Below are 26989 nucleotides of genomic sequence, written 5' to 3'. Positions count from 1 at the left end.
CTCCCGGGGGTGGTCCGGCCCTCCGGGTGCCCGGTCAGCAGCCGCAGTCCGCGGCGTCCACGGGTGCGGTCAGAGGGTCCGTGTCGCGCCGCGCGGCGCCCTCGTGGGTCTCGTAGGCGAAGCCCTCGCGGATCCAGTACTCCATGCCGCCCAGCATCTCCTTGACCCGGTAGCCGAGGGTCGCCAGCGCCAGGGCGGCTCGGGTGGCGCCGTTGCAGCCCGGACCCCAGCAGTGCACGACCACCGGGCGGTCACGGTCGAGGAGCAGGGCGGCCTGCCGCGGGATCAGGTCCGTGGGCAGGTGGACCGCGCCGGGGATGTGTCCCTGGTCCCAGGCCGCGGTGCTGCGGGTGTCGACGAGGGTGAATCCCGGGTCGCCGCCGGCCGCCAGGGCCGCCGACACGTCGGAGACGTCGGTGTGGAAGGCGAGACTGGCGGCGAAGTACGCGGCCGCGTCGGCCGGGGCGGCCGGCGGGACCCGCAGGACGGGGTGGGCGGCGGTGGGCTGCTGCTGCGCTGTCACGGTGGTCATGGCGGAAAACCTACGGCCACCACCCGGTCCGGCTGAAGGCACTTCTCCCGGCGCCGACCTTGCCCGGCCGGGGATTCCCCTGCTATTTCTCGTCGATGACCACGTTTTCCCCGGATGCCACGGACTGGCGTCTCCTGGAGGCCCTGCAGCGCGACGGCCGTGCGAGCTACGCCGAGTTGGCCCGCGCCGTCGCGATGTCGCCGAGCGCGGTGACCGAACGGGTGCGGCGGCTGGAGGAGGCGGGCGTGATCACCGGGTACACGGCCGTCATCGACCACGAACGGATCGGCCTGCCGGTGCTGGCGCTGGTGCGGCTGCGCTACCCGCACGGCAACTACAAGCCGTTCCGCGACCTGCTCGCGACCACGCCGGAGGTGCTGGAGGCCCACCACGTCACCGGTGACGACTGCTTCGTGATGAAGGTCGCCGCCCGCTCGATGAAGCACCTGGAGGAGGTCACCGGCCGCATCTCCGGGCTGGGGGCGGTGACCACGAGCGTGGTGTACTCCTCGCCGCTGGAGCGGCGGCCGCTGGTGCTGTGAGGCGGCGGCCGTCGCCGCCGGAGCGGCGGGCGGGCCGGTCGCGAAGGACGGGGACAGGCACGGAGAAGCGCGGGGTCGGCAGGGTCGGCGGGAAACGGCTATGCGCCCGACCGCGCAACCGCGCCGGTGCGCAGGCGGATGGCCGATCCGTCCCGGCCCTTGTCCACGCGGAGCTGGGCGGGGATGCGGTGCCGCAGGTCGGCGACATGGCTCACGATGCCGACCGCGCGGTCGCGCTCACGCAGGCCGTCCAGCACGTCCAGCACCTCGTCGAGCGTCTGGTCGTCGAGGCTGCCGAATCCCTCGTCGATGAACAGGGTGTCCAGCCGGGTGCCGCCCGACTCGTCGGTCACCACGTCGGCGAGGCCCAGGGCGAGGGCGAGCGAGGCGAAGAAGGTCTCGCCGCCGGAGAGGGTCGCGGTGTCCCGCTCGGTGCCCGTCCAGGCGTCCACGACCACCAGCCCGAGACCCGAACGGGCCCGTCCGCTGCCGCGGGCGTCGGAGTGCGCCAGGGTGTAGCGGCCCGCGGACATCCGCTGCAGGCGCACGGCGGCGGCCGCGGCGACCTGTTCGAGGCGGGCGGCCAGCACATAGGTCTCCAGGCCCATGCGGTACCGGTTCTCCGCCGAGGTGCCCGCGGCCAGGTCCGCCAGCCGCCGGACGCGGTCGAACGCGGCGCGCGCGGGCGCGAGTTCACGGACCCGCGCGGCGGCGGACGCGCTCAGCCGGTCGAGTTCGGCGCAGCGGTGCTCGGCGGCGGACGCGGTCGCGGCCGCCTGCCGCAGCGCCCGGGTGGCCGCGTCCAGGACGCTCTGCGCGGCGGCGGGTTCGGCGGGCGGGAGGGCGGCCGCCGCGACCGGCTCGGGGGCGGCGAGTTCGGCGTCGAGCGCCGCCTCCTCCTTGGCCCACGCCTCGGCCTGCCGCTCGGCGGCCCAGAGCCGGGACTGCGGCATCAGCGCCGCCGACGCCTCGGCGGGCGAGGCGAATCCGGCGCGGGTGGCGGCGTCGGCGAGGGCGGCTTCGGCCTCGGTCAGCCGCGTGCGGGCCTCGGCCCGGTCCCGGACGGCGCGTTCGGCCCGTTCCAGCAGGGCGACGCGCGCGGCGAGGGCGGCGCGCCGGGCGGCGACCGTGGCGTGTCCCGCGCGCGCCCGGGCGAGTTCGCGGCTCAACCGCTCGTGCTGCTCGTCGAGTTCCTCGCGGCGTGAGGTGCGGGCGGCGCTGCGGCTGAGCGCGTCCTGGCGCTGCGCCGCGCGGTCGTCGCGCTCGGCCTCGGCCCTGTCCAGGGCGGCACGCGCCTCCGCCACGTCGGCGGCCCGCGCCGCGGCGGCGGCGTGGGCGGCGGCCGACGCGGCGTGCTCCGCGGTGAGTTCGGCCAGCGGCAGACCGCCCGCGGCCGCGCAGGCGGCCTCCAGCGCCGCCGCCAGGCGCTGGCCCCGGTCGCGGGCCTGTTCGTAGCGTGTGGTCGCCTCCTGGAAACGGGCTTCGGCGGCGTCCTCGTCGGCGCGGCTCACCTGCCGCCCGGCCGGCCGCGCCGGCGCAGGATGGTCCTCGGAGCCGCACACCCGGCAGGCCGCGCCGTCGACGAGGCCGGCCGCGAGTTCGGCGGCGATCCCGGAGATCCGGGCCTCCCGGAGGTCCTGCCAGGCCTCGCGCGCGTTCTGCGCCCGGTCGCGGGCGTCGCGGGTGGCGCCGTCGGCGGCGGCCGACTCCCGGATGAGGCGGTCGCGCTGGGCGGCGGCGTCCACGCGGCGCCGTGCCGCCTCCACCTCCGCGGCCAGTTCCGCAGCCCGTGCCGCACCCTCCATGCCGGCGTCCACCCGGGACTGCAGCGCGGTCCGCCGCTCGGGCCAGCGGTCGAGCCAGCCCTGCGCCTCGCGGGCGGTCTCCTCGTCCGCGCCGTCCTCCCGGTCGAGGCTCGCCCGCCGCCCGGCGATCTCGCCGAGCCGCGTCTCGCCTTCCGCGGCCGCGGTCAACCCGCCCAGGACCTCCCGCAGTTCCCCCGCGCGTCGTCCCAGCTCCGCCGCTTCCCCGCCCACGGCGCGTGGCGCCGCCCCGGTCGCCCTCGGCTCCCCGAGGGCGCCGGCGGGGCCGCCGCCCAGCGTGCTGCGGCGTCCGCGTTGGGGCTCTGTCCCGGGGCCTGCCGCCACGGCGCGATCCCGCTCGGAGCGCGTGGCGGCGAACTGCCCCTGCCCGGGGGCCGGCTGGCCGTCGGGTTCGACGCCGGAACGCCCGTCGCCGGTGTCCGTCCGCGCCGCGGGCACCGCACCGTCCACGCCCCGGGCCACGACCTCCTGGGCCTGCGGGGAGCCCCCCGCGCCACGGCCGTCCGCGGCCGGGTCCTGGGGCCCGTCGGCACCGGCCGGCTCGGAAGGTCCGCTCCGGCGCCCGGACTGGGCCGGCACCCCCGGGGCGTCCTCCGCGTCCGGCGTCCGGTGATCCGCGGGGCGGGCGTGGGGAAGGGCCGAGCCACCGGGGTCGGGGGACGCGGCGAGTTCGGCGAGGACGGTGGAGGCCAGGTGGGCGGCCTCGGCGTGCTGGGTGGCGGCCTTGTCGCGCAGGGAGAGCGCCGGTTCGACGGCGGCGGCCCGGTGGGCGCGGTCCAGGGCGGCGCGGGCCGCGGACCGTGCCGGCCGCTGCTCGTCCAGGGCCGCGGCACGCGTCGCGGCTTCCTGGTGGCGGCGCTGGAGCGCGTGCAGGTCGCGTGCCTCGGCGTGGGCGGTGGCCGCTTCCCGGTGCGCGGCCTCGGCGCGGGTGACCGCGAGGGCGGTGATCTCCGCGATCTCGCGTGCCTCGCAGCGCAGGCGGGCCGCCCACTCCAGGAGCGCGCCGTCGTCCTCCGGCTCGCCGGCCCAGGGGCCCGCGGCCTGGCGCAACGCGGCGCCGAGCTGCCGCAGTTCCTCGTCGCTGCGGGCGAGCCGCTGCCCGGCCTCCTGCCTGCGGTCGCGCAGCCACGCCTCGACCGAGGTGAACCGCCGCGTGTCGAAGAGGCGGCCGAGCAGGTGACCGCGTTCCGTCGCGGTCGCCCGCAGGAAGGTCGCGAACTCGCCCTGCGGCAGCAGCACGACCTGGCAGAACTGCTCGCAGCTCATGCCGACGAGCTGTTTGATCTCCTCGCCGATCTCCTGGTGCGAGGTGGACAGGCCACGCCACTCGCCGCCGGCCAGTTCCCGCAGCAGCGTGACCGGCTTGTCCAGGGTGGTGCCGCTGCCGCGCTTCTTGGCCCGGGCCTGCTCGGGGCGCCGGATGATCTCCAGCCGCCGTTCGCCGACCGTCAGTTCGAGCACGACCTCGGTGGGTGTGCCGGGAGCGGCGTGATCGCTGCGCAGCCGGTTGGCCGGGCGAGCACCCGGGACCTGGCCGTACAGCGCGTAGCAGACGGCGTCCAGTACGGACGTCTTGCCCGCGCCGGTGGGACCGTGCAGCAGGAACAGGCCGGCGGCGGAGAGTTCGTCGAAGTCGACGTCCTGCGAGCCCGCGAACGGCCCGAACGCGCTGAGCCGGAGCCGGTTCAGCCGCATCAGCGGGCCTCCTTCCGTACCGCGTCGCCGCCGACCGCGTCGAACGCGTCCTGCAGCAGGCCGCTCTCGGCCGCGTCGGGTCCGGCGCCGCGGACGTGCGCGACGAAGTCCTCGGCGATCTGCCGGTCGGTGCGGCCGCGCAACCGCTGCGCGTAGGAGGCGAGTTCGTCCTCGTCGGTCCGGTCGGGGTCGAACGCGAGGCTGAGGACGTGCGGGAACCGCCGGGCCAGCGCGGCCATCGGCTCGTGCGGGCGCGCGGGATCGGTGAGGGTGGCCTCGACCCAGGCGTCGGTGTGCCGGTCGTGCGCGGGATCGGCGAGCAGGTCGTCGAGCCGGCCGCGCAGCCGGGCGAGCCGTCGCGGCACCGGTGTGTCGACGCGCTCGGCCGCCACCGAGCCGCGGTCGTCGAGGGTGACCAGCCACATGCTCTTGCGGTGGTGCTCCTCGGAGAAGGAGTAGGCCAGCGGGGAGCCGGAGTAGCGGATGCGGTCGGCGACGGTCTGGCAGCCGTGGAGGTGGCCGAGGGCCACGTAGTCGACGCCGTCGAAGAGTTCGGCGGGCACCGCCGCGACTCCCCCGGCGGTGATGTCGCGTTCGCTGTCGCAGGCGGCCCCGCCGGTGACGAACGCGTGCGCCATCACGACGCTGCGGGTGCCGGCCGGCCGGGCGGCCAGATCGGCGCGCACCCGGTCCATGGCGGCGCCGAGCACCGCCGTGTGGTCGGCCCGCCGGGCGCCGAACTCCTCGCGGACCAGTACGGGTTCGAGGTAGGGCAGCCCGTAGAGGGCGACGTCCCCGTGCTCGTCGGAGAGCACGACCGGCTGGTGGCACGTCGCGGGGTCGGTGCGCAGGTGGATGCCCGCCCGGCCCATCAGTCCCGCGCCGACGCCGAGTCGGCGGGCGGAGTCGTGGTTGCCGGAGATCATCACGGTCGGCACGCCGAGGCCGGCGAGCCGGTGCAGGGCGTCGTCGAACAGCTCGACGGCGGCGAGCGGCGGCACCGCGCGGTCGTAGACGTCTCCCGCGACGAGGACGGCGTCCACGTCCGTGTCGCTGACGGTGGCGACCAGGTGGTCGAGGAACGCCCGCTGCGCGTCGAGCAGGCTCACCCGGTGGAAGGACCGCCCCAGGTGCCAGTCCGACGTGTGCAGGAAGCGCATGATCCCCGAAGACTAGCGTCCCGGCCCGGCCGCCCGTGCACGGACCCGGGAACCTCACCCCACCGGGTCCCGTCCGCCCGTCCGGATCTGTCACCCGTCCCGTGCACCGCTCCGGCCTGCCCGTTTGACAATAGGCAGGTAAATGCCTGCATAATCGAGAGGTGAGCCTCGAAGCACGAGAGATGGACGCGGTGTTCAAAGCGCTGGCCGATCCCACCAGGCGGTTGCTGCTCGACCGGCTGCGTGAGCACAACGGCCGGACGCTGAGCGAGCTGTGCGACCGGCTGGGCATGGCCCGCCAGTCGGCCACCCAGCACCTCGACGTCCTCGGGCGCGCCAACCTCGTCACCGTCGTACGGCGCGGACGGGAGCGGCTCCACTACCTCAACCCGGTGCCGATCCAGGAGATCGAGGAGCGCTGGATCGCGGGGTTCGACAAGCCCCGTCTGCACCTGCTCAGTGCCATCAAGAACCAGGCGGAGGAGTACGCCATGACCGACGCGACGCCATCAGTGCCGGACTACGTCTATGTCACCTACATCCGCGCGTCCGCCGAACAGGTGTGGCACGCCCTGACCGACGCGGACCTGACGGCCCGCTTCTGGGGGCACCACAACGTCTCGGACTGGCAGCCGGGCTCGCCCTGGGAGCACCGGCGTGCCGACGGTTCGGGAGCCGTCGACGTCGTCGGCAAGGTGCTCGAGGCCGAGCCGCCGACCCGGCTGGCCATCACCTTCGAGGACCGGCCCGACGCCGAGATGCAGCGGGAGCCCTCGGTCGTCACCTTCCTCGTCGAGCCGCACCAGGACATCGTCCGCCTCACCGTGACGCACGAGAAGCTGCCCGACCTGGAGATGCTGGGCGGGATCTCGCAGGGCTGGCCGGCCGTGCTGGCCAACCTCAAGTCGCTGCTGGAGACGGGCGACGTGCTGCCGCAGGCGCCCTGGGAGATGTCCCCCGCGCACCGTTGAGCTCGCAGAGAGCGCCGGACCGAAGCCGACAGCACGATCAGCGCCCGCCGGAGAAGGGACCTCTCATGGACACCTCCGCCCTCGCAGGGGCGTACCGCACCCTGCTGGACGCCGCCGCCACGGTGGCCGGTGCCGGGGAGCCGGGGCCCGTGCCCCCGCCCGGAGAATGGGACGCCGAGCAGATCCTCGCGCACGTCTCGGTGCTGACCGCGACCACGCTGGTCACCGTCGCGACCGTCGCCTGCGGCTCCGGCGCCACCTACGACAACCGTCCGGCCCAGGACGGCTGGACCCTCGGCACCGTGATCACCCGGGCCGGTGGCGCGCCCGGGCTGCGGGAACGCCTCCGCCGCCAGGGAGAGGCGCTCTGCCTGGCCGCCGCGGTCCTCGGGGACGCCGAACGCGCCGTCCGCGTGCCGACGTTGCTGGTGTCCCACGGCACGCTGCTGGTCGACGCGCCGATGCCGCTCGGGGATCTGCTCACCGGTCTGGCGGACGCCGAACTGCCCGGGCACGCCGCACAGTTGCTGGCGCTGCTCCCGCCCGACTCGGGGACGCGGCCGGAGCCGGCGGCGAACGCCACCGCGTGACGACGCCGCGGGGGTTCCGCGGGACCGGTCCTCAGGACGCCGGGGAGGACGGCCGGACGTCGACGTAGGCCGTGCCCTCCGTGACACAGCGCGCGGTGCCCGACGTCGCGTCGGCGAGCCAGGACCGGAACGCGGGCACCTCGGTCTCCGGGATGCCGAGCCGCAGGGTGACCTCGGCGCCGTAGGCGACGTCCCGCACCGTGTGGCCGGCGGCCCGCAGGTCGTTCTCCAGCCGGCCGGCCCGCTGGTGGTCGGCGGTCACCGTCACCAGGGCCAGGCGGCGCCGCTCGATGGTGCCGAACGCGTCGAGGGCGGCGGACACCGCGCCCCCGTAGGCGCGCGCGAGACCGCCCGCGCCGAGCTGGACGCCGCCGTAGTAACGGGTCACGACGGCGACGGTGTCGCGCACCTCGCGGCCGAGCAGCACCTGCAGCATCGGGGTGCCGGCGGTGCCGCCGGGCTCACCGTCGTCGCTCGCGCGGTGCAGGCGGCCGTCCGGGCCGATCACATAGGCGAAGCAGTTGTGGCTCGCGGTCGGGTGCTCCTTGCGCACCCGGCGGACGAAGTCCTGAGCCTCCTCCTCGCTGCCGGCCGGGGCCACCGCACACAGGAAGCGCGAGCGCTTGATCTCGCTCTCGTGGACGCCCGCGCGTGCCACCCTCAGATACCGGTCGACCATCCGTTCAGCCTAACGCCGGGAATGGCCGGGCATCGCGGGGCGTTCGCGCAGGTAGGACGAGTGAGGACGGGCGCGGCCTGAGGGCCGTGCCGCGGCGGCGGGAGGACGGCGTGTCAGGCGTGGAGGGCGTGTCAGGCGTGAACGGCAGCGGCGGCGAGAGCGACAGGGACGTGGTGCGCAGGATCCTCACCGCCACGGGCGACACCTGGGCGGTGGTGGGGCTGTCGAACAACACGCGCAGGGCCGCGTACGGGGTGGCCTCCGTCCTGCAGCGCTACGGAAAGCGGATCGTCCCCGTGCACCCCAAGGCCGAGACCGTGCACGGCGAGCAGGGGTACGCCTCGCTCGCCGACATCCCCTTCCCCGTGGACGTGGTGGACGTCTTCGTGAACTCGGAGCTCGCGGGCGCGGTCGCCGACGAGGCCGTGGTGATCGGGGCGAAGGCCGTCTGGTTCCAGCTCGGCGTCGTCGACGAGGACGCCTTCGCGCGGACCCGGAGCGCGGGCCTGGACATGGTCATGGACCGCTGCCCCGCGATCGAGATACCGCAGCTCGGCTGAGCGTCACGGCCCGGTTCCACGCGCACCGGGCCTCGCCGGCGCCCGGCGCGGCGGAACGCCGAACTCCGGTCGCCGGTCAGATGCCGAGCCCTTCGAGGACCACCGCGCCGGGGAGGGTCGCCAGCGTCTTGCCGGGCACGATGAGCTTGCCGCGGCGCGCGCCGCTGCCGATCAGTACGTGCGGCGTCTCGATGACCGCCGGGTCGATGAGCAGCGGCCAGGCCGGCGGCAGCCCGACCGGGGTGATGCCGCCGTACTCCATGCCGGTCTCCCCCACCGCGGTGTCCATCGCGGCGAACGACGCCTTCCGCACGCCGAGGTGGCGCCGGACCGCGCCGTTGACGTCCACCCGGGTCGCGGACAGCACGAGGCAGGCGGCCAGCGTCACGTCCTGGCCGCGCTTGCCGGCGACCACGACGCAGTTGGCGGAGTGCCGCATGAGGTCCTGCCCGTAGGTCTCGACGAAGACGGCCGTGTCGGCCTTGGCCGGGTCGGTGTCGACGAAGACCATGTCGGAGGTCACTGCTGCGGCGACCGGCGGCGGGAGCAGGTCGCGGCGTTCGGTGGCGGGGTGGGCGTCCTCGAAGTGGCCGATGGGTGCGCGCATGCGGTGAACCTAACAAAGAGCGCGCGGTCAGCGGACTCCGGCCGTCAACCGGACTCCTCCGCCGGCTCCTTGACCAGCGGTTCGGGCGTCTCGGTGAGCACGTCCGCGAGCCGGCCGCCGAGCCGGTCGTCCCAGCGGCGGAGCGCCACGAGCTGGTCGGGGGTGACGTGGTCGGGGATGGGCACCGGGGCCGGTGTGCGCAGCGGCGGCTGCCAGCCGGTGTCCGGTTCCCAGCGGCGGACAACCTTGGCGGGGGCGCCGGCCACGACCGCGAAGTCGGGCACCTCACCGCGGACGACCGCGCCCGCGGCCACGACCACGTTCCGGCCGAGCCGGGCGCCCGGGAGGATCACACAGCCCGAACCGAGCCAGCTGCCGCCGCCGATCTCCACGGGCGACGTGCGCGGCCACTGCTTGCCCACTGGCTGGGCGGTGTCGTCGTAGGAGTGGTTGTCGCTGGTGACGTAGACGTACGGCCCGCAGTAGACGTCGTCGCCGAAGACCACGGCGGCCGAGGCGACGACGTGGCTGCCGCGGCCGAGCACCACGCCGTCGCCCAGCCGCAGGATCGGATCGGACCCCAGGTCGAGGCCGGGCATCATGCCCGCGGTGAGGGTGACCTGCTCGCCGATGATGCAGTGGTCGCCGAGCCGGATCCACGGCTCGCCGAAGATCGTGCCCTGGGGGAAGGCCAGCCGGGTGTTCGGCCCGATCGCCCCGAAGCGGTACGGGCCCGGGCGGGCGGCCGTGACCGCGCCGGCGTTCTGCAGCCGCCGCCAGCCGGCGTGCACGAGGCGCGACGTGGCACGGCGGCGCCAGGCGGCGGCCTGGGCGACCGTGGAAAAGAACACGTTCTCGTTCTCGCGCACGAGCCCACCGTATACGGTGCCGGGAGCGCGGCGGCCGCTTCCGGGGCCGTGGACGTGGTGTGCCCTGCGGCACACCCGCGTCGGAGCGCCGGGCGGGCGACGACGGACGACGGCAGGACGGTGGCGATGACGGACCAGGCGGAGCCGGAGGAGCGGGACGGGCAGGGGCGCGGGCCGGGTGGGCACGGGGCTCTCGTCGCGGCCGTGGCGGGCCGGACCCCGGTGGTCGACCCCGCCGCGTACACCGCGCCGACCTCCGTGGTGCTCGGCGACGTCACCCTCGGCGCCGGGGCGAGCGTCTGGTACCACACCGTGCTGCGCGGCGACTGCGAGTCGATCAGCGTGGGCGCCGGCTCCAACGTCCAGGACAACTGCACGGTGCACGCCGATCCCGGGTTCCCGGCGGTGATCGGCGCGGGCGTGTCGGTGGGGCACAACGCGGTACTGCACGGCTGTGTCGTGGAGGACGGCGTGCTCGTGGGGATGGGGGCCACCGTGCTCAACGGCGCGCGGATCGGCGCCGGTTCCCTGGTCGCGGCCGCCGCCCTGGTGCCGCAGGGCATGGAGGTGCCGCCGGGATCGCTGGTCGCCGGGGTTCCGGCGAAGATCCGCAGGCCGCTGACCGAGGAGGAGCGGGCCGGGCTCGCGCTGAACGCCGAGCACTATGTGGCGCTGGCGGCACAGCACCGGGAGGCGCTGGGCCGGGGGTGACGCCCGCCCCGGGAGGACACCGGGCCGGAACGCGGCGGTGTCAGTCCGCGGCCGACGCCGCCGCGACCTCCTGCTCGGCCGCGGCCTCGAACTCCGCGTGCGCCTTCGCGGCGCGCCGCTTCACGAAGACCATCGACCCGATGCCGAAGAGCACCGCGATGGCGAGTCCGATGTAGCCGAACCGCTTGAGCCAGGGTTCGGCGACGATGCCGACGTAGTAGATGATCGCCGTGATGCCGCCCGCCCAGACGACACCGCCGAGCGCGTTGGCGATCAGGAAGCGCGGGTAGGGCATGCGCAGGACACCGGCCAGCGGGCCGGCGAAGATCCGCAGCAGGGCCACGAAGCGGCCGAAGAACACCGCCCACATGCCCCAGCGGTCGAACGACCGCTCGGCGGCCGCGATCTGGGCCGGTGAGAAGTGTCTGGGGAATCTGCGGCCGAGCCGCTCAAGCAGGGGTTTGCCGCCGCGATGACCGATGGAGTACCCGATCGAGTCTCCGCCGACGGCGCCGACGACGGCGCACGCGCCCACGATCCAGGGGTTGACGTGACCCTGCGACGACAGCAGCGCCGCGGTCATCAGCACGATCTCGCCGGGCAGCGGGATGCCCAGGCTCTCGACGCCGACCACCAGGCCCACCATCAGGTAGACGGCGACCGGCGGGATGCCGTCGAGCCAGTCCTGGACGTGCACAGACGGTCCCCTCCCCGTGACGACGATCAGGTGTGCGCCCTTCGCACGCCTCGTGGAAGCCTAACCGACCCACCGGACGAACCATTCCGGCCCGAACGGCGGCCGGCCGGCGCCGGCCGAGGGCGCCGCCGCCGGCCGGCGAAGCACGGTCAGCCGTTGGGACGCAGGGTCCAGACGATCGTCATGTGCGAGGTCTCGGCGCCGTCCTCGCGGCGGACGGAGACCTCGACGGGGAACTCGGGGCGCTCGCCCGCGTCCAGTTCGGCGACGACCTCGGCGGCGGGCCGGCCGAGCTCGGCGGTCGCGGTCACCGGCCCCTTGGCGAGCTTGGTCCAGGCGAGTTCACAGCGCACCGGCAGCGGCATCGCGCGTCCGAGCTGGTCGCCGAACGCGCCGAGCACCACGGCGCCGCTGGCCGACTCGGCGAGGGTGAACATCGCGCCGGCGTGCGGACCGCCCACGTGGTTCCGGTACTCCGGCTGGTCGGGCAGTACGACCACGGCGCGCTCGGCGGTGGTCTCCGTGTACTGGAGGTTGAGGGTGCGGGCCATCGGCACGGTGGCCGCCATCAGCTCGCCTATGGAAGGCATCGTCTCGGACATGGCCGGATGTTACCAGTCAGTAGCACCATCCGGCATGGAACCGCGGCCCCCGCTCCCCTAGTGTTTCCAGCCATGTGGCCAGGAGAACAGCCGCCCGGGGGACAGCAGTACCCGCAGGGCGCACCGACACCCCCTCAGCAACCCCCCGGCGGTTACGGACAGCCGAACCCGTACGCCCAGCCCGGCCCGCCCCCGCCTCCCCCGGCCCAAGGACCCGGCTACGGCTACCCCCAGCAGGGCCCGCCGCCCGCGCCGCAACCGCCGCCGTACGCGGCGCCCACCCAGCCGTACGGCGCACCGGCCGCGTCCCCCTACGCACAGCCGGGCTACCAGCAGCAGCCCGGCGGCTACCCGACGCCGCAGCAGTGGGGGCCTCCGGTGCCGGGGGGTCCGGACGGACCGCCGCCGAAGAACCGCAACACCAGGACGATCGCGATAGCCGTGACCGCCGCCGTCGCGGTGGTCGCCGCGGCCATCACCGGCGCGGTGTACCTCACCGGGAGCGACAAGAAGAAGGACGCCGGGAAGGACACGTCGCCGACGCCCACCGCGACGGTCAGCACGTCGCCGACGCCCACGCCGTCGCCGACCGACACCGGCGGCGACCCGCCGGACAGCGGCGGCTCGACCGACAACCCGCGCGGCGCGCCGGTCGACGCCACGCCGGTCATCCCCGGGTGGAAGGTCGTCGAGCGCGACCAGCGCAACGTCCTCTTCGACGTGCCGCCGGACTGGACGGTCGGCAGCCAGGGCATGACCATCGGCTTCGCGGACAAGAGCGGCAACCCGGCGGTGGCCATGAGCGCCCCGGCCTACTACAAGCACGACTTCTGCACCTCGGGCAAGAGCACCTTCGACCGCGCGTCGGTCGGCACCAAGGGCGCCAACGGCGCGACCAGCGTGCGCAACGCCGCCGAGGTGCAAGCCACGGCCTGGGCGTACTGGGCCTACCAGGACAACGGCAAGGGCACCTTCTCCAAGGCGCTGGACAGCAAGGCGTTCCACAACTCCCACGGGATCACCGGCTGGCAGGCCCGGGCGACCGCGACGAACGTCCCGATGCCCAACAAGTGCGCGTCGCCCGCCGGCGAGGCCTTCACCGTCGCCTGGCTCGACCCGACGCAGAGCGATCCGACCAAGAAGCTCGTGGTGTGGGTGCTGTACGCCGACCGCGGGGTCAAGGACCAGCTCCCGCAGGCCACGATCGACAAGATCATGAGCTCGATCCGGCTGATCAAGAAGTAGCACCGCCGCGACGGGCGGCTCACGGCGTCCCCGGGCCTTCCGGGCGCCGGGGCCGCCGTCCCGCCGAAACCCGCTTGCGCCCGCGGCGCCGCTCCGGGACAGTGCCCGAATGACCAGCGACGATTCGAGCACGACGGCCACCCGGCTCCCGTCGTGGGCCAACCGCGACTTCCAACTGCTGGTCTCGGCCTCGTTCATCAGCGGACTCGGCAACTCCGGCGCGACCATCGCCGCCGCCTACGCGGTGATCGACACCGGCGGCAGCGCGACCGACGTGGGCGTGGTGGCCGCCGCCCGCACGCTCGCCATGGTCGTCTTCCTGCTCATCGGCGGCGCGGTGGCCGACCGGATCCCGCGGCAGCGGGTCATGGTCAGCGCCAACACGGTCAACGCCCTCTCCCAGGGCCTGTTCGCCCTGCTCGTGCTGGCCGGACACCCGCCGCTGTGGCAGATGGCGGCGCTGACCGCGGTCGGCGGCACCGCGCAGGCCTTCTTCTCCCCCGCCTCGCAGGGCCTGGTCATGTCGACCGTCGAACCCGCGCACGCCGGGAAGGCGTTCTCGGTGTTCCGGCTGGCGACCAACGGCGCGAACATCGGCGGCGCGGCGATCGGCGGCGCCCTCATCGCGGCGCTCGGCCCCGGCTGGGTGCTGGCCGTCGACGCGATCGGCTTCGCGGTGGCCGGCGGCCTGCGGGCCCGGCTGTCGGTGCGGGAGGCCGCCCGGGTGGAGAAGAGCGGGATGATCCGCGATCTGCGCGAGGGCTGGCGGGAGTTCGTCTCGCGGTCCTGGCTGTGGGGCATCGTCGTGCAGTTCGCGGTGGTCAACGCCATGACGAGCGCCGCCCAGTCGGTGTACGGGCCGCTGGTCTCCCGCGACCACCTCGGAGGTGCGGGCCCGTGGGGCCTGGCGCTGGCCGCCGACGGCGTCGGCACGGTCCTCGGCGGTCTGCTGATGATCCGGTGGAAGCCCCGGCGCATCCTGCTCTCCGGCACGCTCGGGGTCTTCCCGCTCGCCCTGCCGCTGGTCGCGCTCGCCCTGGCCCTGCCCCTGTGGGCGCTGGTGGCGGCCGAGTTGACCGCCGGTGTCGCCATCGAGGTCTTCGGCGTCGGCTGGATGGTGGCCCTGCACCAGGAGATCCCCGAGGACAAGATGTCCCGGGTCTCCGCGTACGACTGGCTGGGCTCGATCGCGGTGATGCCGCTCGGCCTGGCGCTGGCCGGACCCGCCGCGACCGCCTTCGGCCGGACGCAGTCGCTGTGGGGCTCGGCGGTGCTGGTCGTCGTCCTGACCGCGGCCGTACTGGTGCTGCCCGACGTGCGGCGGCTGGAGCGCGGGCACGGCGTGGCCGTGCCGGAGCCCGCGGCGGACGCCACCGGCACCGCCCTCCCCGCCGCCCCGCGGGAGGGTACGGCCGCCGGGCTGCCGCAGGCCCCCGCCCCGCTCACCCCACAGTGAAGGCGCCGTCCGGCGGTTCGGGCGACGGCACCGCCGCGGCGTCGTGCACGGGCCGGCCGGTGAGCACGTCCAGCGCGGACCCCGAGACGACCCGCGCCGGGAAGACGTCCGCGGCGCACAGCCGGGACAGGGCGTCCAGCGGCAGCGGCCGGCGCGCGGCGGCCAGGACGGCGTTGCCGTAGCGGCGGCCGCGCAGCACCCCCGGCTCCGCGAGCAGGCACACGAACGCGTCCGGTCCGCCGAACGCCTGGCGCACGGTGGCCAGTTGGCCGCCGAGGAAGGCGAAGGGCGCCGCGTCGGCGAGGTTGGCCAGGTACAGCCCGTCCGGGCGCAGCACCCGGGCAGCCTCCCGGGCGAACTCCAGCGACGTCAGATGCGCGGGGACCCGGGCGCCGCCGAAGACGTCGGCGACGATCAGGTCCGCGCTCGCGGCGGGAGCGCCGGTCAGCCAGGCGCGGGCGTCGGTGGTGTGCGCGGTGACGCCGTCGGCGGCCCACGGCAGGTACTCGGACACGAGCGCGACGAGCCCGCGGTCGGCCTCCACCACCTGCTGGCGTGACCCGGGCCGCTCGTGGGCGAGCCAGCGCGGCAGCGTGAGCGCGCCGCCGCCGAGGTGCACGGCGTCCAGCGGCCCGTCGGGGAACGCGCAGTCGATCGCGGAGGCCAACCTGCGCACGTACTCGAACTCCAGATGCGCCGGGTCGTCGAGGTCCACGTACGACTGCGGTGCGCCGTCGACGGTCAGCAGCCACGCCCGGGGCCGGTCCACGTCCGGGAGCAGCCGTGCCTCCCCGAAGTCCACGGTCCGGCCGACCGGCACATCCTCGTCCCCGCCCGGCCCCGCCTCTACGTGCTCCATGCCCCCATCCTCCCAGCACGGCGGCCGGAACCGCGGCGGCGGCCCCGCACCGACGTGCGGGACCGCCCCCCCCTGCGCGACGGACGGCGGGCGGGCCGTCAGCCGAGCGCGGTGACCGTGCCGGCGCCGACGGTCCGGCCCCCTTCACGGATCGCGAACCCGAGCCCCGGCTCCAGCGGCAGGGCGCGCCCGAGCTCCACCGAGACGTCTGCGGTGTCGCCCGGCAGTGCCATGCCGCCGGGCCCGAAGTCGACGTCTCCGACCACGTCCGCCGTGCGGATGTAGAACTGCGGCCGGTAACCGGTGACGACCGGCGTGTGCCGTCCGCCCTCCGCCGCGGGCACGAAGTAGACGCGGGCGGTGAAGCGGCGGTGCGGCGTGACGCTCCCGGGCGCCGCGACGATGTCACCGCGCCGCACCTGGCTGCGCTGCACCCCGCGCAGCAGCAGCGCCACGTTGTCGCCGGCCTGCCCGGAGTCCATCGGCTTGCCGAAGGTCTCCAGCCCGGTGACGACGCTGCCGAGCGGCTCGCCGTCCGCGCCGTGCACCTCCACGCGGTCGCCCGGCCGCACCACCCCGCGCTCGACGGCGCCGGTCACCACCGTGCCGCGCCCGGTGATGCTCAGCACGTTCTCCACCGAGAGCAGGAACGGCGCGTCGGTGTAGCGCTCGGGCACCGGCACACAGGTGTCGACGGCGTCGAGCAGCGCCTCGATCGACGCGGTCCACCGCGGGTCGCCCTCCAGCGCGCGCAGACCGGAGACCCGCACGACCGGCAGCGTGTCGCCGTCGAAGCCGTGCGCGGACAGCAGCTCACGCACCTCGAGTTCGACCAGGTCGGCGAGCTCGCCGTCGCCCGCGTCGGCCTTGTTGAGGGCCACCACGACGTGCCGGACGCCGACCTGACGGGCGAGCAGGACGTGCTCGGCCGTCTGCGGCATGATCCCGTCGAGCGCGGAGACGACCAGGATCGCGCCGTCCAGCTGGGCCGCGCCGGTGATCATGTTCTTCACGTAGTCGGCGTGCCCGGGCATGTCGACGTGGGCGTAGTGCCGGGTGGCGGTCTCGTACTCGACGTGCGAGATGGTGATGGTGATGCCGCGGTCCGCCTCCTCCGGCGCCCGGTCGATGCGGTCGAACGGGACGAAGGTGCCGGTGCCGCGGTCCGCCAGGACCTTGGTGATGGCGGCGGTCACGGTCGTCTTGCCGTGGTCGACGTGACCCATGGTGCCGATGTTGAGGTGCGGCTTGGTGCGCACGTATGCCTGCTTGGGCATCGGAAGGCTCTTCCTCGGAAGTCGGGAGTGGCGCGATGGCCGTCGGCGCGGAGGCCGGGACCCCTGGAGGGACCGACCCTCCCCCTGCGGGGTCCGCCGGTGTCTGTCCGGGGAGGGTCAGCGTCGCGCGCCGTCGAAGAAGGCGATCCGGGTGTTCCGGGCGTTCCGGGCAGCCGCGACCGCGACCGCGGCTGCGGTGGCGTCTGCGAGGAAGGCGGGCCGGAACATGCGGCGATCATGACGCCCGGCCGGTCGGGGCGTCCAGTCGTTTTCGGAGGGTGGGGAGTTGGGGCCGCGGAGTTGGGGCCGCGGAGTTGGGGCCGGGGCGAGCCGGACGGGGTCCGGCGTACAGGCGCCCGGTCCCGTACCGGGCTCACGTCCCGGGCCGTATCCGGGCCGCGGTGTGCTCGTCTCCTCCACGTCACCCTGTGGTGACGTGCCGGAATTCCAGCCGTGCGAGAATTTGTTCCGCGAGTGAACTTAGCGGTCCGGCACACCGCATCGCACACCGTCCCCGCACGTGAAAGGACTTCCATGCCCTTGGCCATCCTGGCCCTGGCGGTCAGCGCCTTCGGCATCGGCACCACCGAGTTCGTGATGATGGGCCTGCTGCCCGACGTCGCGCACAACCTCGGGACGTCGGTACCGACCGCGGGCTATCTCGTCTCCGCCTACGCCCTCGGGGTCGTCGTCGGCGCGCCGCTGCTCACCGCACTCGGCGCGCGGATCCCGCGCAAGCGGATGCTCCTGCTGCTGATGGGCCTGTTCACCGTCGGCAACCTCGGCTCCGCGCTGGCCCCCGGCTACGGCTGGCTGCTGGCCGGCCGCTTCCTGGCCGGGCTGCCGCACGGCGCGTTCTTCGGCGTGGGCGCGGTCGTCGCCGCGCGACTGGTCGCCGAGGACCGCCGGGCGCGGGCCGTCGCCGCGATGTTCCTCGGACTGACCATCGCCAACATCGTGGGCGTCCCGGCGGCCACCGCCCTGGGCCAGAACCTGGGCTGGCGGGCCACGTTCCTGGTGGTGTCCGTCGTCGGCCTGCTCGCGCTCGGCGCGCTGGCGGCCCTCATCCCACGGCTGCCGGACGAGGAGCACACCGGCGTCGCCCACGAACTGCGGGCGCTGCGCGAACCGCAGGTGATACTCGGCCTGCTGACCGCGGTCTTCGGGTTCGCCGGGGTGTTCGCCGTGTACAGCTACCTGGCCTCGATGATGACCGAGGTCACCGGGTTCGCGGAGTCGTCCGTGACGCTGCTGCTCGCGCTGTTCGGCATCGGCATGACGCTCGGCGCGCTGGCGGCGGGACCGCTGACGGACCGGGCACTGCGGCCCACCCTCTACAGCTCGCTGGCCGCCCTGGCGGTGGTCCTCGTCGGGTTCCACTTCGCCGCGGGCAACAAGGTGACGGCCGCGATCGCCGTCGTCGTGCTGGGCGGCGTCGGGTTCCTGACCACGACGCCGCTGCAGATGCTGGTGATGAACAAGGCGCGGCGGGCCCCGACGCTGGCGTCCGCCTCCAACCACTCGGCGTTCAACCTCGCCAACGCGGGTGGCGCGTGGCTCGGCGGCGCGGCGATCTCCGCGGGCTGGGGCTGGACCTCGCCCGCCCTGGTCGGCGCGGTGCTCGCGGTGGCCGGCCTGGCCATCGCCGTCACCGCGGGTGTCCTCGACCGCCGCAGCGTCCACACGGCCTCGCCGGTCGTGGCCGCGGGGGGACTTCCCACCCGCGAAGAGGTGCGGGCCGAGTAGCGGGGCGGTCAACGCAGCGGCCGCCGGGGGCACTCGGCGGCCGGCCGCACTCGGGGACGGAGCGGATCGGGTCCGCTCGGTTAAGCTCGGCGGATGCCCCGTACTCCGCGTACCGATTCGCCGCCGCCGGCCGTCGCCCCGCCGCGGACGACCTGGGCCTCGCGGGTGTCGCGGGGTTTCCGGGCCTCGCGGGGCTCCCTGGGGCCGCGCGTCCCGCGGGTCTCGCGGGCCTCGTGGGCCGGACCGCTGCGGGTGCTGGCCTCGCCGTGGGGGCGGTTCGCCGTGCTGGTGGTGCTGCTCGCGGGCGCCGTCGCCGCGGCCGTAGCGCTGGAGCCGCAGCGGCTGCTGACGCACGGATGGCCGCCGCACGAGTCGGGGACGACGGCCGTCGTGCTGTTCGCCCTCGCCTACGGGGTCGCGACCGTCGCCTTCGTGCCGCGGCCGCTGCTCAACGCGGCCGCCGGAGCGCTGTACGGGATCCACGCCGGCCTCCCCGCGGCCATCGCAGGAACCGTGCTGGGCGCCGGGCTGGCCTTCCTGCTCGGGCGGTTCCTCGGGCGCGACGCGTTGCGCCCGCTGCTGCGCGGCCGGATCGTGCTCTCGGTGGACCGCCAGCTCAGCCGGCACGGGTTCCGCAGCACGCTCGCGCTCCGGCTCTTCCCCGGGGTGCCGTTCGCCGCGGCCAACTACGCGGCGGCCATCTCCCGGGTCCGGCTGCTGCCGTTCCTGACCGCGACGGCGGTGGGGAGCGCGGTCAACACCGCCGCCTACGTGGTCGCCGGCAGCCGGGCCGCGTCCCCGACGTCACCGGTCTTCCTGATGGCGACGGGGTTCATCGCGCTGACCGCCGTGGCGGCGGCGGTCGTGGCCCGGTACCGGCGCGGTGCGGGCTCCGTCAGGCCAGCGGACCGTCGGGCCACTCCGCCAGCGGGATCCGCTTGATCTCCAGGATCTCGCCGAGCGTCCCCCACTCGTCCTTGCCGAGCCGGGTGAGCGGCCGGAGCTGACGCACGTCGGGGTGCTCGCCGTCGAGGACGGCCTGGGAGACGGCGGCGTGCACGACGCGGCCGAACACCACGGTGGAATCGCCCAGGCGGACGGTGCTGTGCAGCTCGCACTCCAGCGCCACCGGGGAGGCGGCCACCCGCGGCGGCTTCACCCGCAGGCTGGGCTCACGGGCGATGCCGACCGCGTCGAACTCGCTGACGCCGCGCGGGAAGTCCGTGGCGGTGGCGTTGATCTGCTCGAAGAGGTGCTCGGGCGCGAGGTTGACGACGAACTGCCCGGTCTCCTCGACGTTGCGCACCGAGTCCTTGCGGCCCACGGACGTGAACTGCACGACGGGCGGGCTGACGCAGGAGACGGTGAAGAAGCTGTGCGGGGCGAGGTTGTCCGTGCCCGCGGCCGAGGTGGTGGACACCCAGGCGATCGGGCGCGGCACCACCGTGGCGGTGAGCAGCTGGTAGAAGGTCCTGCGGTCCAGCTCGTCCGGGTCGAAGTCGATGCGCATGGGGCCAGTATCCCCGCCCGGCCCGCGGAAGCCCGGAGGGGGACCGGCCCGGCGCCGGGCGGTCACGGCCCGCCGTACGCGCGCCGCGTCCCGCCCCGGCGTCACGGTGCGCGGCGCCCGGACGGTCCGCCGCCGGCCCGGCGCCCGCTCGTCACCAGGCCGAGGCCCCGCCGTCGACGGGGTAGTTGACGCCGGTGATGTAGGACGCCCGGTCGGAGGCGAGGAAGGCCGCCAGCTCGACGATCTCCTCGGGGCGGGCGAACCGCTTCAGCAGCGTCTTGGCGGTGATCGCGTCCCGGGCCGCCTGGTCGTCCCCGAAGTCCCGCTCGCTGGCGGGGGTGATCACGGGGCCGGGGCTGACCGCCACCGCGCGGATGCCGAGAGGCGCGCCTTCGAGCGCCATCTGCCGTGTCATCCCGATGACGCCCGCGTTGGCGGCGGTGTGGGCGATCATCGGCGGGGTGGAACCGGCGATCAGCCCCGCCTGCGAGGCGATGTTGATGATGACGCCGCCGCCCCGCCGGACGAGGTGCGGCCAGGCGTACTTGGAGACGAAGAAGGGGATGTCGAGTTCGCCGGCCTCGGTCGTCCGCCAGTCCTCGATCGAGAAGTCCGGAATCGGGCCGAAACGCTGCAGGGCCGCGTTGTTGTAGACGATGTCGAGGCCGCCGTAGGCCGCCACCGCCGCCTCGACGAGACCTCGCGCCTGGTCGGGGTCGGTCAGGTCGACGGGTCCGAATCCGGTGATCTCTCCCCCGGCCCGGCGGACGAGCTCGACCGTCTCCTCGTTGGCCCGGGCCTGGATGTCGGCCGCGACGACCTTCGCGCCCTCCCGTGTGAAGATCTCCGCCGCCACGCGGCCCTGGCCTCCGCCGGTGCCGGTGATGAGGGCGACCTTGCCGTCGAGCGTTCCCATGACGTGCTCCTTCTTCCTGCCCCTCGGTGGCGCGTCCCGCACCGCCGGACGAGGGCGGGCCGCCCGCCTGCCCCCCGGGGGGCAATGCGGACAAACCCGATAGATGTACTTGCATCGACCAGTAGAACGCGCATTACTTGCTACGTCAAGCAACTACATTGCCGGCCGGCGGCCCGCCGCGTGAGAGGGCGAGCCAGGGCCGCCCGGCGCGGCGGGAGCGGTTGCGGCGCCGGGCGGACGGTAGTCGCATGGGAGGCACCGGGCGCCTCGGGGCGCCGCGCCCGGCCGCGCGGGAACCCGCTCTTCCACCGCACAGGAACTTCCAGTGACCCCCGTCCACCACCGCACGACCAAGGTTCTCCGCACCTTGTCGCCCGCCCGGTTCACGACGGCGAGCAGGCTGTGGTACGAGTCGAGGCCCCGGACGCGCGACCAGTCCAGGTCGCCGCGCAGGACTCCCGTGGCCGGGCAGATGAAACTGACGCCCCGTGCGGCACGGATGACCGGCGTGGTGGGCAGTGCTCCGGAGGCCGCGAACGCCGGGTCGATCATCGCGTGCACGGCGTCCATGACGGGGTTGCGCCCGGTCGCCCGCGTCACCGCGGAGACGTCGAGGGCGCCCTGGGGGCGGGCGGCGCTCTCCACCAGCCGGGGTCCGCGTTCGGTGACGATGACCTCCGTGTGCGCCGGCCCCCAGCGCACCTGAAGCGCGTCCAGGACCGCCGTGACGTAGCCGGCGACCGATCCGCCGTCGTGGGCGGCCGGGACCAGCTCCGCGGACTGGTGGCGGCTGGCCGCGAAGGAACCGGCCCTGGCCGAGCCGACGGCACGGCGATGGGAGATCTACGGCCCCGACGACGAGGGCGACATGCCGTCCGCGCGGTGGCACGCCGACGTACTGCGCGACAGGGGGTTCGCAGAGGTGCGCCCGGTCTGCTGCTCCCCCGCGGACACCTTGCTGCTCGCCCTCAAGTAGCCCCGCCCGGAGCGGTCGGCGTTCACGCTTTCGTGTCCTCTCGCCCGTGCGGCAGGGGCGGTTGGCGGGGGCGTCACCCAAAGAGCGCGCGGGGAAACCGCCTTGGCAGTGGACGATGGGTCGCACGGGCTTTCGGGGCGGTCACCAGTGCGGGTGAACTCCCCGCCGGGGACGCGGGATCGAGCGTTCCCGCGACTCACCAGAAGATCGTCAGGCGTGGGCGTCCGGCCCGGCGACCCTGTAAGGATAGGGAGAAAGGGGTGGAAGCACACCCGCTTCCCTCCTCGCGCGCACATTGCCGACATCTCCACGGTCCGGAGCCACCTCATGATTCAGACGACCCTGCCGGACACCCGGCCGCGCACCCCGGAGTGCCGCAGCTTCGAGGAGGAGTTGACGTTCCGGGGCTTCCGCTACCTGGCCCGGATCACGCGACGCGTGAGCGGCGACGGGCCAGGGGGCGGCGGGGAGCCCGGGAGCCGCGACCAGGGCGGGGAGACCGCGACGCTCATCCTCGGCGGCTCCTCCCAGGACCGCTACTCCTGGCTCCGGCACGAGCCGGTGCTCACCGCCCTCGGTCCGGTGATCACCGTGGATCTCCCGGGCTACGGCGCGGCCGACTTCCTGCCCGCCGGCTACGGCATCGACTTCCTGGCGGACGCCGTGCGGCACCTCGTGGCGGCGCACCGGCTGACCCGGGTCAACCTGGTGGGCGCGTGCTTCGGCGGCGCGATCGCCTTGCGCTTCGCCCAGCGCCACCCGCGCAGCCTGAGCAGGCTGGTCCTGGTCGGGATGACGAAGGCGATCCCGCCGGCGTACGCCGGGCACGCCGCCCGCTGGCTCGAGATGTCGAGCCGGGGGCAGACCGAGGAGATCGCAGCCGAACTGGTGGCCCAGTTCATGTCGCCGGCCGGAGCGGGCCACGTCCGCCGGCGGGCCGCCGTCTCCCGACTGCTGCACCGGCAGTTCACCCAGCGCACGCCGGCCCAGGCCGAGATGGACCTGGAGCACACCCGCCGCCTGCTGAGCCACGACTGGTACCTGCCGCTGCCCGCGCCGCGGGTCCCCGCGCTCGTGCTCACCGGCGAGCACGACAGCCTGACCACGCCGCGCATAGGGCGTGAGGTCGCCGGGTGCCTGGAGGGCGCCTGGTTCACGACGATCAAGGAAGCGGATCATCTGGCGCCCGTGGAGCGGAGCGACGAGCTCAGCGACGTGCTGCTGCGCTTCCTCTCCGACACGTCCATCGCCTCCCTGCCGTACTGCGACCGGGCCGAATTCATCGCTCCCGCGCAGCGCACGGGCTGAGACGCCGCCGGGGCCCCGAGCTCGCCCGTCCGGTGGGAGCCGTCGTCACGGGGAGAGCACGGTCATCACATGCCGGACCGTCCGGATCAGCGCCGGGCGCAGCGCGATGGTCGTCACCCGGGCGGGCCGCTCGGGAGCGCCGTTGCGGTCGGTCGGCGGGTCGCCGCTCAGGGTCCAGACGTTGGTCGCGTCCAGGGTCATGGTGACGACCGCCCCGCCGCGCAGCACGCTCATCCCCTGGTGGTACGGGCTGAGGGTCTGGTAGGCGAGGTCGCCCAGGCCGGGGTAGGCCCTGACCCGGGTCTCATGGGTGTAGAGGTACTGCAGGTACGGGCCGCTGTCGTCGTCGAGGCCGGGCGGCGGCTGGGCGGGCGGTCCGTACAGGTCCGTGAACTCGGTCCGCGGGTCGGTCTTCTTGTGCAGGTCGACCGAGACGGTGACGCGGTACACCGTCTCCCAGCCGTCCGCGCTCGCCGATCTCGCCGTCAGGGCGCAGGTCATGTGGTCCACGGTGGGACCGCGGCGCACCACCGGGACGTTGTACTCGAAGCCACCGTTCAGGGCGTCGCTGAGCGGTTCCAGGTGGAGGCTGCTGCAGAGGTCGTCCACGAGCCGGTAGCCGTGCAGGTCCGGCGGCGCCACCTGACCCCATCCGCTGCCGCGCAGAACCGCCGCCCACACCGCCGACGCCGCGACGACCCCGGTCAGGACTCCGGCCCACACCCGGCGTCGCGCCACGCGGACCGGTGCTTCCTGACGACCGCCGCCTGCGGCCGGGCCGTCCGCCGGAGCACCGCCCTCGATCAGGTCGTCCGCCGGAGCACCCCCTGCGGCCGGGCCGTCCACCGCGCCCGGCCGTCCGGGCTCCTCCGACACTTCCTCCGGCTCCCCGATCACCGGGCCCCCTCTCCCCCGCACGCCCCTCCACCCTACGAGCGACGGCGCACGCGCCTCCAGAGCCGTGACAACCGCTCCCGGGGCACGATCCGGCGCCGGAGCCGCACCCCCGGCCGCGTCCGCGCCCACCTCCGGGGCGGCCTTGCCCCGGCGTTCGTGTCGCGGATAGAACTCGTGTCATGACCACACGTCAGAACGCGTCCGGCGACTCCGGGACCCCCGTCGAGGACTTCCTGCGCGGTCTGGGGGCCGACCGCATCCCCCACCCGGGCGGGACCCTGCTGGCGCACCTCGGCCGGGTCGCCCGGGCGCTGGCCGAGTGGGGAGCGGCGCCCGAGGTCCGGGCCGCCGGCCTCTGCCACGCCGCCTACGGAACGGACGGCTTCGACGAGTCACTGCTCGGCCTCGACGAGCGGGCCCGGCTCGCCGGACTCATCGGCGACCGGGCCGAGGCACTCGTCTACTTCTACGGGAGCTGCGACCGCTCGGCGGTGTACCCACAGCTCGGCGGGAACCGGCCGCTCGTCTTCCGCGACCGTTTCACCGGCGCCGAGCACACCCCCGCCGACGACGACCTGCGTGCTCTACTCGAGATCACCGCCGCCAACGAACTCGATCTCGTGCAGCACAACGAGGACCTGGCCGTCCGCTACGGCGCGGACCTCGCGCGGCTGTTCACCCGTTCCCGCGCCTGGCTGTCCGCACCGGCCCGAGCCGCCAGCACCCGGCTGCTGGCCCCCTACGTCACGGGCCCGACGCGGGCCTGACGCGCCGCTGACGTCGGCACGGCGTCCGCACGCGCTCCCGTCCGGGCCGTTCCGCCGACAGTGAAGACCGGCCCGGTGCGGCGCGCCCGTCACTACGGTCAGGTGTCATGACGGCAGTCACCACGCGAACGGTCGCCTACCCCGCCGACGGCCTGACGATGACCGGGCACCTCGCGCTGCCCTCCGGTTCCGGCCGGCGGCCCGGCGTGCTGCTGGGGCCCGAGGGGCCGGGGATCAGCGACGTCCTGCGCCGCCGGGCCGACGCGCTCGCCGAACTCGGCTACGTGGCGCTGGCCTTCGACATCAACGGCGGACGCTGGTTCGCCGATCCGCGGGAGATGCTGGCGTATGTCACCCCGATGCTCGCCGACCCCGACCGGATGCGCGGGATCGGGCGTGCGGCGCTCGACGTGCTGCGCGCAGAACCGCGGACCGACCCCGACCGGATCGCCGCCGTCGGCTACGGCACCGGCGGTGCGATCGCCCTGGAACTCGGCCGCGCCGGCGAGGATCTGCGGGTGATCGGGACGGTGAACGCCCTGACGACGGGCCGGCCGGGCGAGGCGGCGCGCATCCGCTGCCCGGTGTGGGCGGGGGTCGGATCGGAGGATCCGATCATGCCGCCCGCTCAGCGGGACGCCTTCGCCGCCGAGATGCGGGCCGCGGGTCTCGACTGGCGCCTCGTCGTCTACGGCGGGGCCCAGCACGCCTTCCACCACCCGTCGGATCCCCACGCCGTGGTCCCGGGCGTCGCCTACCACCCGCGGCAGGCGGGCCGTGCCTGGCGCGACGTCGTCGGCCTGCTCGACGAGTGCCTGCCCGTCACCGGGTGAACACGCGCCGGCCGTACCGGGTGACCCGCGCACTCAGTGCTCGTGCGGGTCCTGCGTATGGACCGGGCCGTGCGGCTCCTCGCAGTGCCCGGGCGCCTCGCCGACCTGAAGGGTGGCGCCCTCGGTGCTGTGGTCGACCTGCAGGGTGGTGTGGCCGATGCCCCAGCGCTCGGAGAGCAGCGCCTCGATGTCCCGGCGCGTCCGGTGGCAGTCGCCCTGGGGACGGACCAGGACGTGCGCGGACAGCGCCGGCTGCCCGGAGGTGATCTGCCAGACGTGCAGGTCGTGCACCTCCGTGACCGGGTCCACCGCTGCCATGGCGTCGCCCACCTCCGCGGGGTCGATGTCGGCGGGCGCGGCCTCCAGGAAAATGCGGCCCGATTCCCGCAGCAGGCCCAGACCGGCTCTGGCCATGAGCGCCACGACGAGCAGCGTCGCGATCGCGTCGGCGCGGTCGAACCCGGCGGTCACCACGACGATCGCGGCGATCGCCGTCCCGATGAACGCGAACAGGTCGTTCAGGATGTGCTGGTAGGCGCCCTCGACGTTCAGCGACGTGCGGTTGGCGCGCGAGATGGACCAGGCGGCCGCGATGTTCACCCCGATGCCGACCAGCGCCGTCGCCAGCATGAGGCCGCCCTCGACGTGCGGCGGGTTGACCAGGCGCCGTACCGCCTCCACGGCCAGCCACACGCCCAGGAGCAGCAGGGTCAGTCCGTTGGCCTGGGCGGAGAGGATCTCCGCCCGTTTGAGCCCGTAGGTGAACCTGCCCGTGGCGGGGCGGGCCGCCAGGCGCATCGCGATCAGCGCCAGGACGATGGCGGCGGCGTCGGTGAGCATGTGGGCCGCGTCCGAGATCAGCGCCAGCGACGACGCGGCGACGCCGACGACGACCTCGGCGGCCATGTAGACGACGATCAGGCTCAGGGCGATCGCGAGCCATTTGCGGTCCGCGTCCCGCGCAACGCCGTGCGTGTGCCCGGCATGACCGCCGTCCTCGTGCGGGTGCCCGCCGTGGCCGTGCCCGGCCTCCGTCCCCCGCCCCTGCTCAGCCATCCACCATGTCCTTGTCCGTAGTCCGGCGTTGTCGGGAGTCAATCCCAGCCGGGCGCGCACGGCCAAACCCTGGATCGATGACCGTTTTCATCTCCGGATGTGCCG

Annotated in this window: 27 protein-coding genes and 1 pseudogene; 14 read left to right on the top strand and 14 right to left on the bottom strand. The window is 74.6% G+C overall.

The genetic code is table 11. The features are described 5' to 3' along the window. Nucleotides 1-34: 34 nt before the first annotated feature. Nucleotides 35-532: a rhodanese-like domain-containing protein gene (locus K7862_RS11740; protein ID WP_222962438.1), complete on the bottom strand. Its 498-nt coding sequence runs from the start codon at nucleotides 530-532 to the stop codon at nucleotides 35-37. Between the two features lie 95 nt (nucleotides 533-627). On the opposite strand from K7862_RS11740, the gene K7862_RS11735 reads away from it, so the two are divergent. Beyond that, the gene (locus K7862_RS11735) at nucleotides 628-1074 is read left to right on the top strand and encodes an Lrp/AsnC family transcriptional regulator (RefSeq protein WP_222962437.1); all 447 of its coding nucleotides are present in this window, start codon (nucleotides 628-630) and stop codon (nucleotides 1072-1074) included. Between the two features lie 98 nt (nucleotides 1075-1172). Here K7862_RS11735 and K7862_RS11730 read toward each other — a convergent pair whose 3' ends face one another. Next, on the bottom strand, nucleotides 1173-4592 hold the full coding sequence (locus K7862_RS11730) for an AAA family ATPase (RefSeq protein ID WP_222962436.1): 3420 nt from the start codon (nucleotides 4590-4592) through the stop codon (nucleotides 1173-1175). Next, nucleotides 4592-5752 carry an exonuclease SbcCD subunit D gene (locus tag K7862_RS11725; RefSeq protein ID WP_222962435.1) on the bottom strand — a complete coding sequence of 387 codons (1161 nt, stop codon included), beginning with the start codon at nucleotides 5750-5752 and terminating at the stop codon, nucleotides 4592-4594. Before K7862_RS11725 ends, K7862_RS11730 begins: the two co-directional genes overlap by 1 nt. A 182-nt stretch (nucleotides 5753-5934) precedes the next feature. On the opposite strand from K7862_RS11725, the gene K7862_RS11720 reads away from it, so the two are divergent. Both K7862_RS11720 and K7862_RS11715 read left to right on the top strand, forming a co-directional pair. Beyond that, nucleotides 5935-6723 carry an ArsR/SmtB family transcription factor gene (locus tag K7862_RS11720; RefSeq protein ID WP_222962518.1) on the top strand — a complete coding sequence of 263 codons (789 nt, stop codon included), beginning with the start codon at nucleotides 5935-5937 and terminating at the stop codon, nucleotides 6721-6723. Between the two features lie 65 nt (nucleotides 6724-6788). Further along, nucleotides 6789-7313 (top strand): hypothetical protein, encoded by a 525-nt coding sequence (locus tag K7862_RS11715; RefSeq protein WP_222962434.1) that lies wholly within the window; start codon nucleotides 6789-6791, stop codon nucleotides 7311-7313. A gap of 31 nt (nucleotides 7314-7344) precedes the next feature. Here K7862_RS11715 and K7862_RS11710 read toward each other — a convergent pair whose 3' ends face one another. After that, nucleotides 7345-7992 carry a YigZ family protein gene (locus K7862_RS11710; protein ID WP_222962433.1) on the bottom strand — a complete coding sequence of 216 codons (648 nt, stop codon included), beginning with the start codon at nucleotides 7990-7992 and terminating at the stop codon, nucleotides 7345-7347. Nucleotides 7993-8111: 119 nt separating this feature from the next. Here K7862_RS11710 and K7862_RS11705 point away from each other — a divergent pair, with 119 nt between their 5' ends. Continuing rightward, nucleotides 8112-8552: a CoA-binding protein gene (locus K7862_RS11705; protein WP_308011944.1), complete on the top strand. Its 441-nt coding sequence runs from the start codon at nucleotides 8112-8114 to the stop codon at nucleotides 8550-8552. A 76-nt stretch (nucleotides 8553-8628) separates the two neighbouring features. Here K7862_RS11705 and K7862_RS11700 read toward each other — a convergent pair whose 3' ends face one another. Both K7862_RS11700 and K7862_RS11695 read right to left on the bottom strand, forming a co-directional pair. Beyond that, the gene (locus K7862_RS11700; RefSeq protein WP_222962432.1) at nucleotides 8629-9159 is read right to left on the bottom strand and encodes a YbaK/EbsC family protein; all 531 of its coding nucleotides are present in this window, start codon (nucleotides 9157-9159) and stop codon (nucleotides 8629-8631) included. 44 nt (nucleotides 9160-9203) lie between these two features. Beyond that, nucleotides 9204-10028 (bottom strand): acyltransferase, encoded by an 825-nt coding sequence (locus K7862_RS11695; protein WP_222962431.1) that lies wholly within the window; start codon nucleotides 10026-10028, stop codon nucleotides 9204-9206. 126 nt (nucleotides 10029-10154) lie between these two features. Here K7862_RS11695 and K7862_RS11690 point away from each other — a divergent pair, with 126 nt between their 5' ends. Then, nucleotides 10155-10739, top strand: a complete 585-nt coding sequence (locus K7862_RS11690) for a gamma carbonic anhydrase family protein (protein WP_222962430.1) — start codon at nucleotides 10155-10157, stop codon at nucleotides 10737-10739. Between the two features lie 40 nt (nucleotides 10740-10779). On the opposite strand, the gene K7862_RS11685 is transcribed toward K7862_RS11690, so the two are convergent. Beyond that, nucleotides 10780-11436: a DedA family protein gene (locus K7862_RS11685; protein ID WP_222962429.1), complete on the bottom strand. Its 657-nt coding sequence runs from the start codon at nucleotides 11434-11436 to the stop codon at nucleotides 10780-10782. Nucleotides 11437-11585: 149 nt separating this feature from the next. Further along, a complete protein-coding gene (locus K7862_RS11680; RefSeq protein WP_222962428.1) occupies nucleotides 11586-12038 on the bottom strand; it encodes a DUF4442 domain-containing protein in 453 nt (150 codons plus the stop codon). Nucleotides 12039-12110: 72 nt separating this feature from the next. Here K7862_RS11680 and K7862_RS11675 point away from each other — a divergent pair, with 72 nt between their 5' ends. Both K7862_RS11675 and K7862_RS11670 read left to right on the top strand, forming a co-directional pair. Then, a complete protein-coding gene (locus tag K7862_RS11675; RefSeq protein WP_222962427.1) occupies nucleotides 12111-13283 on the top strand; it encodes a DUF8017 domain-containing protein in 1173 nt (390 codons plus the stop codon). Nucleotides 13284-13392: 109 nt separating this feature from the next. Then, nucleotides 13393-14739 (top strand): MFS transporter, encoded by a 1347-nt coding sequence (locus K7862_RS11670; protein ID WP_222962426.1) that lies wholly within the window; start codon nucleotides 13393-13395, stop codon nucleotides 14737-14739. Here K7862_RS11670 and K7862_RS11665 read toward each other — a convergent pair. Next, a complete protein-coding gene (locus tag K7862_RS11665; RefSeq protein WP_222962425.1) occupies nucleotides 14726-15598 on the bottom strand; it encodes a spermidine synthase in 873 nt (290 codons plus the stop codon). The two genes, K7862_RS11670 and K7862_RS11665, sit on opposite strands and share 14 nt — an antisense overlap. 98 nt (nucleotides 15599-15696) lie before the next feature. Next, nucleotides 15697-16875, bottom strand: coding sequence for an elongation factor Tu (gene tuf / locus K7862_RS11660; protein ID WP_222962424.1), 1179 nt, complete (start codon nucleotides 16873-16875; stop codon nucleotides 15697-15699). 534 nt (nucleotides 16876-17409) lie between these two features. On the opposite strand from tuf, the gene K7862_RS11655 reads away from it, so the two are divergent. Further along, complete coding sequence (locus K7862_RS11655) at nucleotides 17410-18621, top strand: MFS transporter (protein ID WP_222962423.1); 1212 nt, start codon at nucleotides 17410-17412, stop codon at nucleotides 18619-18621. Between the two features lie 93 nt (nucleotides 18622-18714). Continuing rightward, nucleotides 18715-19563 carry a TVP38/TMEM64 family protein gene (locus tag K7862_RS11650; RefSeq protein ID WP_222962422.1) on the top strand — a complete coding sequence of 283 codons (849 nt, stop codon included), beginning with the start codon at nucleotides 18715-18717 and terminating at the stop codon, nucleotides 19561-19563. Here K7862_RS11650 and K7862_RS11645 read toward each other — a convergent pair. Then, on the bottom strand, nucleotides 19517-20131 hold the full coding sequence (locus K7862_RS11645; RefSeq protein WP_222962421.1) for a flavin reductase family protein: 615 nt from the start codon (nucleotides 20129-20131) through the stop codon (nucleotides 19517-19519). The genes K7862_RS11650 and K7862_RS11645 overlap by 47 nt on opposite strands. Nucleotides 20132-20282: 151 nt before the next feature. Beyond that, the gene (locus K7862_RS11640) at nucleotides 20283-21047 is read right to left on the bottom strand and encodes an SDR family NAD(P)-dependent oxidoreductase (protein ID WP_222962420.1); all 765 of its coding nucleotides are present in this window, start codon (nucleotides 21045-21047) and stop codon (nucleotides 20283-20285) included. 472 nt (nucleotides 21048-21519) lie between these two features. On the opposite strand from K7862_RS11640, the gene K7862_RS11635 reads away from it, so the two are divergent. The 3 genes and pseudogenes from K7862_RS11635 to K7862_RS11625 all read left to right on the top strand — a co-directional run bounded on the left by K7862_RS11635 (nucleotide 21520) and on the right by K7862_RS11625 (nucleotide 23331). Beyond that, entirely contained in the window at nucleotides 21520-21753 is a 234-nt protein-coding gene (locus K7862_RS11635) for a hypothetical protein (protein WP_222962419.1), read from the top strand. Nucleotides 21754-21822: 69 nt separating this feature from the next. Beyond that, nucleotides 21823-22023 (top strand): annotated as a pseudogene (locus K7862_RS11630) (SAM-dependent methyltransferase); the annotation flags it as partial. A gap of 327 nt (nucleotides 22024-22350) precedes the next feature. Continuing rightward, entirely contained in the window at nucleotides 22351-23331 is a 981-nt protein-coding gene (locus K7862_RS11625) for an alpha/beta fold hydrolase (RefSeq protein ID WP_222962418.1), read from the top strand. Between the two features lie 45 nt (nucleotides 23332-23376). On the opposite strand, the gene K7862_RS11620 is transcribed toward K7862_RS11625, so the two are convergent. Beyond that, complete coding sequence (locus tag K7862_RS11620) at nucleotides 23377-24228, bottom strand: hypothetical protein (RefSeq protein WP_222962417.1); 852 nt, start codon at nucleotides 24226-24228, stop codon at nucleotides 23377-23379. 179 nt (nucleotides 24229-24407) lie between these two features. Between K7862_RS11620 and K7862_RS11615 the strand changes: the two genes are divergently transcribed. Continuing rightward, complete coding sequence (locus K7862_RS11615) at nucleotides 24408-24995, top strand: DUF6817 domain-containing protein (protein WP_222962416.1); 588 nt, start codon at nucleotides 24408-24410, stop codon at nucleotides 24993-24995. A 107-nt stretch (nucleotides 24996-25102) separates the two neighbouring features. Next, on the top strand, nucleotides 25103-25828 hold the full coding sequence (locus K7862_RS11610) for a dienelactone hydrolase family protein (protein ID WP_222962415.1): 726 nt from the start codon (nucleotides 25103-25105) through the stop codon (nucleotides 25826-25828). A 33-nt stretch (nucleotides 25829-25861) separates the two neighbouring features. On the opposite strand, the gene K7862_RS11605 is transcribed toward K7862_RS11610, so the two are convergent. Beyond that, a complete protein-coding gene (locus K7862_RS11605; protein WP_222962414.1) occupies nucleotides 25862-26884 on the bottom strand; it encodes a cation diffusion facilitator family transporter in 1023 nt (340 codons plus the stop codon). Nucleotides 26885-26989: the final 105 nt, after the last annotated feature.

Origin of the sequence: Actinacidiphila acidipaludis (assembly GCF_019890725.1) — a bacterium.
GTDB lineage: Bacteria > Actinomycetota > Actinomycetes > Streptomycetales > Streptomycetaceae > Actinacidiphila > Actinacidiphila acidipaludis.
The sequence above is the reverse complement of the archived record's forward strand: the minus strand, read 5'-3'. Positions and strand labels throughout refer to the sequence as shown.